Source organism: Streptomyces sp. NPDC045701 (assembly GCF_056432045.1).
The window spans coordinates 16,749-27,749 of record NZ_JBWKJV010000047.1 but is presented as its reverse complement, the minus strand read 5'-3'; the positions used below and the strand labels follow the sequence as shown (position 1 = coordinate 27,749).

13 protein-coding genes are annotated in these 11,001 nt (G+C 69.8%); all 13 read left to right on the top strand.

The genetic code is table 11. From position 1 onward, the window contains the following. The first annotated feature begins 164 nt into the window (after positions 1-164). The 13 genes from AC07DW_RS29125 to AC07DW_RS29065 all read left to right on the top strand — a co-directional run bounded on the left by AC07DW_RS29125 (position 165) and on the right by AC07DW_RS29065 (position 10,953). A complete protein-coding gene (locus AC07DW_RS29125) occupies positions 165-1,262 on the top strand; it encodes a hypothetical protein (protein WP_478860663.1) in 1,098 nt (365 codons plus the stop codon). Then, a complete protein-coding gene (locus tag AC07DW_RS29120) occupies positions 1,262-2,218 on the top strand; it encodes a hypothetical protein (protein ID WP_478860662.1) in 957 nt (318 codons plus the stop codon). The genes AC07DW_RS29125 and AC07DW_RS29120 overlap by 1 nt, the downstream gene beginning before the upstream one ends. Before the next feature lie 13 nt (positions 2,219-2,231). Then, positions 2,232-4,010, top strand: a complete 1,779-nt coding sequence (locus tag AC07DW_RS29115) for a hypothetical protein (protein WP_478860661.1) — start codon at positions 2,232-2,234, stop codon at positions 4,008-4,010. Between the two features lie 68 nt (positions 4,011-4,078). Next, positions 4,079-4,876: a peptidoglycan-binding protein gene (locus tag AC07DW_RS29110; protein ID WP_478860660.1), complete on the top strand. Its 798-nt coding sequence runs from the start codon at positions 4,079-4,081 to the stop codon at positions 4,874-4,876. 65 nt (positions 4,877-4,941) lie between these two features. After that, positions 4,942-5,205: a hypothetical protein gene (locus AC07DW_RS29105; RefSeq protein ID WP_478860659.1), complete on the top strand. Its 264-nt coding sequence runs from the start codon at positions 4,942-4,944 to the stop codon at positions 5,203-5,205. Further along, positions 5,202-5,456 carry a hypothetical protein gene (locus tag AC07DW_RS29100; RefSeq protein WP_478860658.1) on the top strand — a complete coding sequence of 85 codons (255 nt, stop codon included), beginning with the start codon at positions 5,202-5,204 and terminating at the stop codon, positions 5,454-5,456. Before AC07DW_RS29105 ends, AC07DW_RS29100 begins: the two co-directional genes overlap by 4 nt. A gap of 200 nt (positions 5,457-5,656) precedes the next feature. Beyond that, positions 5,657-6,886, top strand: coding sequence for a helix-turn-helix domain-containing protein (locus AC07DW_RS29095; RefSeq protein WP_478860657.1), 1,230 nt, complete (start codon positions 5,657-5,659; stop codon positions 6,884-6,886). Positions 6,887-6,941: 55 nt separating this feature from the next. Next, a complete protein-coding gene (locus AC07DW_RS29090; protein ID WP_478860656.1) occupies positions 6,942-7,382 on the top strand; it encodes a hypothetical protein in 441 nt (146 codons plus the stop codon). A 158-nt stretch (positions 7,383-7,540) separates the two neighbouring features. Then, on the top strand, positions 7,541-7,891 hold the full coding sequence (locus AC07DW_RS29085) for a hypothetical protein (RefSeq protein ID WP_478860655.1): 351 nt from the start codon (positions 7,541-7,543) through the stop codon (positions 7,889-7,891). A 96-nt stretch (positions 7,892-7,987) separates the two neighbouring features. Beyond that, entirely contained in the window at positions 7,988-8,473 is a 486-nt protein-coding gene (locus AC07DW_RS29080; RefSeq protein ID WP_478860654.1) for a hypothetical protein, read from the top strand. A 110-nt stretch (positions 8,474-8,583) separates the two neighbouring features. Beyond that, a complete protein-coding gene (tgmA, locus tag AC07DW_RS29075; RefSeq protein WP_478860664.1) occupies positions 8,584-8,880 on the top strand; it encodes a putative ATP-grasp-modified RiPP in 297 nt (98 codons plus the stop codon). Beyond that, positions 8,877-9,842: an ATP-grasp ribosomal peptide maturase gene (tgmB, locus tag AC07DW_RS29070; protein WP_478860653.1), complete on the top strand. Its 966-nt coding sequence runs from the start codon at positions 8,877-8,879 to the stop codon at positions 9,840-9,842. Before tgmA ends, tgmB begins: the two co-directional genes overlap by 4 nt. Continuing rightward, positions 9,829-10,953 (top strand): rRNA adenine N-6-methyltransferase family protein, encoded by a 1,125-nt coding sequence (locus tag AC07DW_RS29065; protein ID WP_478860652.1) that lies wholly within the window; start codon positions 9,829-9,831, stop codon positions 10,951-10,953. The genes tgmB and AC07DW_RS29065 overlap by 14 nt, the downstream gene beginning before the upstream one ends. Positions 10,954-11,001: the final 48 nt, after the last annotated feature.

The window sequence follows — 11,001 nt, the reverse complement described above, 5'->3', positions numbered from 1 at the left end:
GGGCAGGATGGGAGCAGGCCGTGCGGGCCCAGGTAAGCATCACAACTCACCCAACCCGCACGGCCCTTCTCATGTCACGGGCCGGGCCGCCCCGTTTCCCCCAAGGTCGTTACCAACGTGCCCGGCAGCTACAGCAAGCTCGCCTTGCAGTGGATCGGACCGGCGTGACGGCGACGAACTACCGCCTGCTCCTGTGCGATCTGCGCGACGATCAGGTACTCGACTCCCTGCCCGTACAGGGCATGTCCCTTGACGACTACATCGGCAAGACCGGCCGCATGACCGGCACGGTCCCGATCCCGAACCGCGCCATCGCCGAACGGGCCCGTCGCGCCCTGGTCCCGGGGCGTACCGGCGTGTGGGTCGAGCGCGGTCGCGATCTGTGGTGGGGCGGCATCCTGTGGACGCTCGCCCTCGCCAGCGACAGCCGCGGCCGGCTCGGCGCGCAGATCCAAGTCGGGGGGTGGGAAAGCTACCTCTACCGCCGGTACCTGTACGCGACGCACGTCGCCGAGGGTGTCGACCAGTTCGACATCGTGCGGGATCTCGTCGACTACGCCCAGAACGCCAAGGGCGGCGACATCAGGATCACGTACGACACGCACACGTCCGGGGTCACCCGCGACCGCACGTATCTGCGTTACGACCTGCCGAGCGTCGGCGGTCTGCTCGACGACCTGGCCGCCACCGAGAACGGGTTCGAGTGGCGGATCGCGAGCTACCGCGACAGCGACGGCCGACGGGTCAAACGGCTGCAACTCGGGCACCCTGTCATTCGCGCGGGGGCGTCCGACATCGTCCTCGACCACCCCGGTCCGGTGCTCACCTACACGTGGCCCGTCGACGCCACCACGAAAGCGAACGTGTGGCAGTCGCGGGGCGCGACCATCAACAGGAATCAGGCTGCGGACTCGTTCCCGCTCATGTCACCTGTCCTGGTCGACGACGACGACCTCACCGCCGGTTGGCCGCGCCTCGACGGGTCGAGCGATCACACCACCGTCGAGCGGCAGACCACGCTCGACGCCCACGCCCGCGCTGACTGGACGGCGGCCCGCACGCCCGTGCAGATCCCCGAGGTCGAGGTGCTGCTCGGCGGAGCGATCACGCCCGCCCTGCTCGGCTCGACGATCCGGCTCCGCATCCGCGACCTGTGGCACCCCGACGCCCTCGACGCCCGGTACCGCGTCGTGGGCGTCGCCGTCACCCCGCCCGAGCGAGGCCGTCCCGAGACGGCCAAGTTGTTCTTGGAGGTCCCTTAGTGCCTTTCGTCCCGCAGGATCTGCTCGACCGGATCAGCGCGCTTGAGCGCGAGGTACGGCAGCTACGCGGCCGGGCGCAGATGCGCCCCCGCATGGACGAAATCTCGAACGGAAGAGTCGTCATCGCCGAAGGCGGCTCGCTGGAAGTCCTCGCCCCGGACGGCACCGGCTTGTTCGGTGTCGGCGCTTTCTCCGACTGGTGGAACCACCCCGACGGGAGCAAGCAGCAGGGCGTCATCATGCAGCGCGAGGACGGCACCACGGCGTTCAGCGTCCGCGCGTTCCCCGACGCCAGCCTCGGCGGCGCCGGAACGCAGGCAGTCAGCATCTGGGACCGCACCGGACATCAGGTGCTCAGCGACGACACCACGTCGGGCCGAGGCATCGGCTCACCGGCGCTGCCCATGCCGTTTCAGCCGCTCCCGCCCGCGAACGAAGTCATCACGACGAGCTCGTTCGTGAACTGCTGGTTCGCGTCGATCCAGGCTCACAACCCCGTCGCCTCGCTGCTCCTCGAATTCTCGGCCGCGCCCGGTGCGACGTGTGAGATCAAGGTGCAGTACCGGCTCGCCAGTGAGGCGAACTGGACAGACATCAAGACCGATTCCATCGCCGCGCCCGCCGGCTCAAGCGGCTTGACGACCAAGACCGCTTGGTACACGTTCCCGCTCGACCGCGCCGATTTCGAGCAGCTCGTGTTCATCCGGATTCAGGGCCGCCAAAGGGCAGGCGTCGACGGCGTGCGCGTGTCCTGTCTCGGCGGGTTCACCCGCCGCACCTACTCGCGCGACGAGATCCCCGAGCCGCCGGTGCAAGCCGTCGCCGTCGCACGGGCGTTCACTGCCACGGCCGCCGGCGACACCGTCGAGCCCGAGCATGGCGTCGACCTCCCGGTGCAGCCCCCGCCTTTCCCGCAGTCCCCGCCGAAGGAGGACACCCCGGCCGATGCTTCCTGACATCATCCCCACCGTGACCGTACGCGGTCGCTTCCTCGCCCCGAACGGCGTCCCGCTGTCCGGGGCGATCGTCTTCCGTGCCCCGGCCCAACTGACTTTCCCGCAGGCCGACGTCATCCTCGGCGGCCCGGTGACCGTGCAGCTCGACGCACAAGGCGCGTTCGAGGTGACCCTGCCCGCCACCGACTCCCCCGACATGGACCCGTCCGGGTGGGCGTACATCGTGACCGAGCAGCTCGCGGGAATCCCCGTGGGCCGTACGTACAGCGTGCTGTTGCCCCGGGCGCAGCCCGAGGTCGACCTCGCCGACATCGCCCCGACCGACCCCGCGAAACCGAACTACGTCGGCGTACCGGGGCCGCAGGGCGAGCGCGGGCCGACCGGTGCCCCCGGCTCGCTGATCTACAGCGGCACCGCCGCGCCCGGCGTCGCCCTCGGCGTCGACGGCGACCTGTACGTGCGCTACGAGACGACCGTGTTCCTCGGGGTCACCTCGACGACCGTCTCGACATGGCAGAAGACGGCCGGCGCGTGGGCGCAGCTCGGCGGCGACGTCCGGGGCGCGGCGATCTACGTCAACAACACGACGACGCCCTCGACGAGCACCAAGCCCGGTGATCTGCTGATCAGGACGGACTCGGGCGACATGTGGCAGCGGAGCGCCTCGGGGTGGGGAAGCCCGATCGGGAATCTCAGGGGGCCGAAGGGAGACAAGGGCGACCCCGGGGCGACCGGTGCCACAGGGGCGCCGGGCGTCGTCCAGTCGGTCAACGGCAAGAGCGCGGCTGCGGTCGTGCTGAGCGCCGCCGACGTCGGGGCCATCGCCACGAGCGCCGCCGGGGCGGCGGGGGGCGTCGCCACCCTCGGCCCCGACGGGAAGGTGCCCGCCGCTCAGCTCCCGCCGATCTCGGGCGGCGGCGCGGTCGACTCGGTCAACGGCAAGACCGGTGTGGTCGTGCTTGCCGCCTCGGACGTCGGCGCGCTCGACCTGGCCGCGGCCGACGCTCGGTACGTGCAGCCGTCGGGCGTCCCCGTGACCTCGGTCGCGGGCAAGACCGGCGCCGTCGCCCTGGCCGCCGTCGACGTCGGCGCCGAGGCGGCCGGAACCGCTGTCCTGCTGACCGGCACACAGACCGTGGCGGGGGCCAAGACGTTCAGCAGCGTGCCGTCGACCTCGGCCGCGCCGACCGCCGACAGCCACCTCGTGCGGAAGTCCTACGTGGACGCAAGCGGCGGTGAGTTCCGACCGAGCGACCTCGGTCTGCTGACGTGGGCGTTCGATCCCGCCCTCGGACACTCCGCCCCGCTCTACCCCGGGTCGGGCCCGATCCGGGTCACCGCCGTCTATCTACGGTCGGCCGCATCGGTGACCAAGATCGCGTGGCACTTCGGCGGGTACGCCGGCGGTCTCACCACCGGCTCGTGGGCCGCGCTCTACAACGCTTCGGGGACACGGGTCGCGCAGACCGCCGACCTGTCGACCGCCGGGGCCGAGCCCGCCGAAGTCCACAACAGCGGCGGGGCGACCGTCTCGGTTCCCCTGACCGCCGCCTACTCCGCCGCCGCCGGTCTCTACTACGTGGCGTGGCGATTCCAGTACAACACCTCGACCGGCGACGGCCCGATGATGCTCGTCGCCGAGTCGAGTTTCGGCTCGCCGCCGAACGTCTTCGGCCTGACCGCCGTCCGCCGGTTCGGCTCGTACGCGACCGGTGGCGCGACCGCCCCCGCCTCGCTCACCCTCGCCTCGATGGAGAACGGATCTAACCGTTTCTGGGCGGCGCTCGCCTGATCGTCCGCCCCCACTTCCCGACGCCCCGCGCCCGACGGCCGGGGCTTTTTCTATGCCCGGAGGGCCCTTTGAAGTTCGTCACCCGCGCCCAGTGGGGTGCCCGCCCGTCCCGCTACAAGCTCACCCACATCAGCGGCACCAACGGCGTGAAGATCCACTATGAGGGCACGCACGTGCCCGTCTCGCTCGGCCGCCCCGACGCGCACGACGAGTGCGCCCCGCGCGTCCGCGCGATACAGGCGAGCCACCTCGCCAACGACGAAGAGGACTACAGCGACATCGCGTACAGCGCGCTCGTCTGCCCGCACGGCTACGTGTTCGAGGGCCGCGGCGTGCACCGCAAGACCGCCGCCAACGGCACGGCTGCACTGAACGCCGGCCACTACGCCGTGTGTGCGCTGCTCGGCAGCTCGGGACTGACCGAGCCGACCGACGCGCAGCTCGCCGGGCTGCGCGACGCCGTCGAGTGGCTGCGCCGCGACGGCGACGCTGGCGACGAGATCAAGGGCCACCGCGACGGGCACCCGACCGCCTGCCCCGGCGGCCCCCTGTACTCATGGGTCCAGCGAGGCGCCCCGCGCCCGGGTGGTGGGGGCGGCACTGGTTCGCCCGCCCCGAAGTACGAGCCGTTCCCGGGCGTCGACTGGTTCAGGCGCAACCCGCGCTCGTCGATCGTGACGGCCATGGGCCGCCGACTTGTCGCCGAGGGCGTCGCCGTGTACCGCGAGGGCCCCGGCCCGCAGTGGACCGAGGCCGATCGGCTCAGCTACGCCCGGTGGCAGCAGCGCCTCGGTTACCGGGGCACGGACGCCGACGGGTGGCCCGGTCGCAAGAGCTGGGACGCCCTCAAGGTCCCCAAGGTCTGATCACTCACCCCTCGCCCCGCCCGCTCATGGGCGGGGCGTCCCGTTTTTCAAGAGAGGAATCCCGTATGACCGACGCTTCCCGCCGGACGCTGCGCACTATCGTGCAGACCGCTCTCGCCCTGGCCGTCCTGCTCCCCGCGATCGTCGACGCTTCCGGCATCCCGGCCACCCTGCCGTGGGTCGCCGCGGCGCTCGCCGTCGCCGGCGGCACGGCTCGGGTGATGGCGCTCCCCGGCGTGCAGTTCCTGCTTCCGTCGTGGCTGCGCACTGCCCCCAACCGCGACGACGAGCTGCTCGCCCTCGACCACGACCAGGACGGGCGCCGGTGACCGATCCAACTCCGGGCGACGTCGCCCTCGAACTCGAAAGGCTGCGCGGCGTCGTCGAGGCAGGGTTCGCCCGCCTCGACGGCTCGCTCGCCCTGCTCGTGCAGCGATCCGACCAGACCGACGCCCGCCTCGCCGATCACGAGAGCAGGCTCGACGCTCTCGAAAAGAACCGTTGGCCCCTCCCGAGCGTCCTCGCTCTGGTCGCCGTAATCGGCCTCGCTCTCACCCTCTGGCAGACCGCCACCCGCTGAACGCACCGCGCCCCCTGCACCCGGCCGAGGTCGGATGCAGGGGGCGCCGTTGTCGTTTCCGGGCACTTCCTGACCTGTAGCACTCCACACTCAGCGTGGCCGCTCGGTACCTTCGTGGGTATGAGCCCGACGGATGGAGCACGGATGCCTCGCCGAACGCAAGGACGCCGCCGGCGCCTCACTGCATGGGGGGCGCGTTGATGTTGGAGGAAGCCGAGGAGATCGGTCGCCGCGTCCGACGCGCCCGGCTCCGTCTGGGGATGCCGCAGGCCGATCTCGCTGCCGCTCTGGGGAAGACTCAGGGATGGGTGTCCAAGATGGAGCGCGGCCATATCGAGCTCGATCGCGTCGGCCTGCTTAATCAGGTTGCCGCAGAGCTGCACGTACATCCCAACGACCTGATCGGCCGCCCGTACAACAGCTCGCCGGACGAGAACCAATGGCAGGTGGCCGCTTCATCCATCCTGCGCGAGCTGCGCCGCTACGACCTCGCCCCGGTATTTGACGGAACCCCTCGGCCGTCGCGTCAGCTCTGGCAAGAAACAACGCGTCTGCACCGGCTGCGCGACGCTGCGGCGAACGTAGCGATCATGCAGGTTCTGCCGGACATGTTCCGGGAGGCGCGCGCCCTCGCCGAGATCTCGACCGGCCATGAGCGCGAGGAAGCGTTCGCGATCTACGCCGTGTGCTGCAAGTTTGCGCACACCGCCGCGCACGCCCTCGGACACCCCGAGTTGGTCGCCATGTCTTGCGAGCGGGCGACATGGTCGGCCCGGCTCTCTGGTGACTCCGTCATGCCGGCGGTCGCGGACTGGATGCGTGTCTGGGATATGTGGGCAACCGCAGATTGGGCGGACGCCATCGCCCTCTCGGATCGGGCAATTGCCAGCGTTCAACAGGGATTCGATCAGGGGGAGCCGCTCGCGATGCGTGCCTGGGGCTCGCTGCAACTGCGGGCCGCAGTCTCCGCAGCTCGGGGTAATCGCAAGGCAGAGGCCGAGGAACGAGTCGGTCACGCGAGAACGGCCGCCGAACGCTTGAGCGCGTACGTCGGACCGCCCGTCTACGACCGGCACTCGCTCACGTTCTCACCCGGCAACGTGCAGATTCACGCGATCAGCGTCGCCCTCGAAATGGGCGAACAGCGCAAGGCCCTGACTATAAACCGACGTACCTCTAGGGACTTGGTCGCCGCGCTCCCCAACTCCCGCCAGGGTCACCACCACATGGACCTTGCGCGTGCATGGCTGTGGGACGGCAACCGCGACAAGGCATTGCAGGAACTGGAAACCGCCGAGCGCATCGCCCCGCAACTCATCCGCAACCATCCCATCGCCCGGTCAACCTTGCGCAGCATCGTCTACGCCGAACGGGCTTCTACCCGTGAGAAGCTCCGTCGCATGTCAGACCGCTTTCACCTCGACGGATGAGGGCGATATTCCTCCGGTTCATATTCGTCCCGTAGCTCCCTCCTAGCTTCGGGGCATGGCCGAACAGTCCTCGAAGCAACTCCCTGCCCGTGGCGTTGAGTTGAGCGCCGGCGCCCCGTTTCATCCTCGACTCGGTGACCTCGCGCTCGACCTCGCAAAGGCTGGGCAGATCGGAGTCGTGGTCGCGTTACCGAGCGACAGCGCAAGGTCGTACCACCTGCGCCTGCCCGGCGGCGGGGGTGACTGGAGGGCGAGCGCCGACGGCACCACCCTGCGCCCCGTCGCCGTTCCGATCACCCACGTCACCCCGCAACGTCGCGACGTCGTTTACGACCACCGAGCGCAGCAGGCAGCGTTACCGGTAACGGTCCACCACGCAGACGGGGGAACCTCCGAGTCGCTGCTCATCCTCAGCCCGGCAGAAGTCGAGCTGTGTCACTTGCAACTCGACCAGATCCTCGGGCACCGAGAGAAGGCGCGAGGGCTCGGGCAATGACCGCGCCCGTCACAATGCACCGCCCGCCGAGCCGCCCACGCGTGTTGAGGAGCGCCGCCGCCTACGGCTGTGAAGTCAATGCCCGAGGTCTGTCCGGCAGCCATGAAATCACCATCGCGTATCACCGAGCTGCCTCGCCCCGTCTCGCCGCTCGATGGATGCGCGCCGAGGCGCATCGCCTCGCGCGGCTGCTCGCCCCGGACCCGTCCGTCCCACATCTGTGGTCGGTCTTGCTTGTCCCCGCCGACTCGGTCGGCCCGAGGCCCGACGGCGAGCTGCTCGCGTGGGCGGACGACGACGAGCGGTACGAGCACGCGCTGCACGTCCTCGCCTCTGGCGACGTCTACACGCTCGACGTCACTGACTACGACGCCGTGTACTCCGTACGCGCGTACCCCCTGCGAGCCAGCAGACCATCTCAACTCCCCGCCCCTGCCGGCCGGCGCGCCTATGCCCCGGCGGGGGCGGGACGCCATCGCATACCCCGACGGTGGCGGAGCCCCCTCTAGTCCCCCGCTCCCGCGCCACTCAACGGCTCCCCCCGGGCGCGGGGGCGGTGCACCACCTGTCCAGAACCACCGCCCCAATCCAAAGGGACGTGAGGCATGGAACAGACCGAGCGCGTCGGCCTCGACGTCCCTCCGGGCCCCGGCTTCATCGCGACCGTTGCAGCGGAGACCGGCATTCGCAGCATCGACAGCTTCGACCTGGCCCAACTGCTCATCACGCACCCCGGCCCCCGGCGAGCGAACGAAGCGGCCGAGACCGTCGAGGACGGTATGCGGCGCCTCGCCGTGGCGTTGCACCTCGGTTCGGGAGACGAAGCGCCACCCGTCATCGGCGCGCGGCTTGTAATCCGCCGAGGGCGCGCCACCCTGGACTACGGACACGACCGGTACGTCATGACGCTGCCCTCTCCGTCGCCGGAATGGTTGGCACTGGTCGGGCATGGCGGACTGTGCCGCGTGTGCCTGGTGACCGCTCCCCTTTCGCTCACCGCCGACTCGGCGGCGACCGAGACACATCTGCGCGCGAGCTTCGCCCGCGGCCAAGTCATGTGGGGAACGACGTTCGCCCGCCGACGGCCGTAACGGCTGCTGAGACACCAGACTCCCGCCTCTGCCGGACGCTCATTCACTCGATCGGTGGGGGCGGGGCTCCATCGCAAGACACCATCCACCCCTTGAACGGAAGGACCGCGATGTTCAACTACGCCGACCGATTCCCGACCGGCACGCCGTTGCCGCAGGGGCACCCCACCCCGGCCCCGTGGGGCCTGCGCCGAATGGCGGCATACCCGGCCACCGACGTGCGCGAGCACGCCCGTGTCGACCTCGACCCGGTCACGCAGACCGGCCGCTACCTCAGCGCCGCCGGCGTCCTGGTCATGTCCCCCGGGCACGGCACCAGCAGCGGCACCAACCCGTCGACCGGTACCTCGCCCGACGGCAACGCGGGCAGCGGTGACACGGACACCGGGAACGACACCGACCAGTGACACAAGAGCATCGACCGGTCGTCGTCGTCACCAACCTTGAGGACCCGACCGCAGATCTCGTGATCGCCGAGCTGCACGACCGGGGTGTCCCGGTCGTGCGGTTCGACTCCGGTGACTTCCCCGCCACGCTGTCGTGTTCCGCTCGCATCGGCGGGGAACTGGCGCGGTGGCATGGAAGCGTGGCGACGCCCTCTCGCGTCGCCGAGCTCGGCGCCGTGCGGTCCCTGTACTACCGGCGACCGTCCGGGTTCGTGTTCCCCCACCTCGACGAGCAAGACGCACGGTTCGCCGTGGCACAGGCCCGTTACGGGCTCGGCGGTGTGCTCGTGTCCCTCCCCGACTGCCTGTACGTCAACCACCCGAACCGCATCGGCGATGCCGAGTACAAACCGGCCGGCCTCGCCGCGGCTGCGGCGAGTGGGTTCAACCTCCCGCCCACGCTCATCACGAGCCGGGCCGAAGACGCACGGACGTTCGCCAAGGAACACGGACCGGTGATCTACAAGCCGCTGTCCGTCCCCCTCTACCTACGCGACGGCGTCTCTCAGACCGTCACGGTCGCCGAGGTCGCCGCCGACGAGATAGACGACGCCGTCGCAGGCACCATGCACCTGTTCCAAGCACGCGTCGAGAAGGACGCCGACGTTCGAGTGACGGTCGTCGGGGAACGCATCTTCGCCGTCCGCATCGACTGCGACCTGCTCGACTGGCGTACGGACTACACCACCCATACGTACAGCGTCATCCCGACACCGCCCGACGTCGAGCGCGCGATCTTCGCGTACCTTCGGCACTTCGGGCTCGTCTTCGGCGCTTTCGACTTCGCCCTGACTCGTGACGAGTGGACATTCATCGAGTGCAACCCGTCGGGCCAATGGGCGTGGATGGAACCGCACACGGGCCTACCTATGACTGCGGCCCTGGCTGATCTTCTGGAACGAGGAACAGATGCCACCCGATGACCTCAACACCCGCGCCGCGCATCTGCGGCAGCAGCTCGCCCGTCAACTCGCCGCCAGCGACTCGCTGCGCTCCCCCCAGTGGCGGGCGGCCGTCGAGGACGTACCCCGACACGAGTTTCTCCGCGCGTTCTACGCGGAGAACCTCGACCCGGGGGCGACGGCTTGGACGCCGATCAGTGCCGAACTGGTAGGGGTCGGCGAGTGGCTGACGATCGCCTACAGCGACCAGACGCTCGTCACGCAGTTCGACGGGCGCCCACTCGACTGGAGCGCCCCCAAGCCCGTCAGCAACGCGAGCCCGACGTCATCCTCGACGCTGCCCTCGCTCGTCGTCAGCATGTTGGAAGACCTCGACGTTCACGACGACATGACCGTGCTCGAACTGGGCACCGGCACCGGGTATTCGACCGCCCTCCTGTGCCACCGCCTCGGCGACAAGAACGTGACGTCGGTCGAGACAGATCCGGACGTCGCCGACCGGGCCCGGATCGCGCTCGCGAACTGTGGCTACTACCCGCGGCTCTTGACCGGCGACGGCCAACGCGGTTACGCCGGCCCCGCTCCCTACGACCGGACGATCGCGACCTACGGCGTCCGCAGCGTGCCGTCGGCATGGGTCGACCAGACCCAGCCCGGCGGCCTGATCGTGACCACGCTTCGGGGATGGATGCGCTCACTCGGGCTCGTCCGACTCACGGTGGACGGGGAAGGTCGGGCGGAAGGCCCCTTCATCGCTGCTGACCCGCACTTCATGATCGCGCGGCAGCAGGCGGCCCCGACGAGCATGGGCATGATCCCCGCACCGGACGAAGGGAAGACCCGCGAGACCCAGCTCGGGCGCGAGCTGCTGTCCATGCCGGACAGTGGATTCCTGGCGCAGATCATCATGCCGAACGCGCGGCACTTCACCATGCGGGACGACAGCGGCACCGACCGCACGTACATTCTGGACGCCGAGAACGAGTCCTTCGCCGTTCTCACAGACCAAGGGGACGGCGTATGGACCGTGCGGCAGGGGGGCCGTGCGCCCTGTGGGATGACCTCGAAGAGGCCGTCAGCCTGTGGCACGCCGCCGACTCCCCGCCGCCTACGGGTTTCGGTGTCACCGTGACCCCCGGCGATCAACGGGTGTGGCTCGGTTCCCCCGATGGGCCGAGCT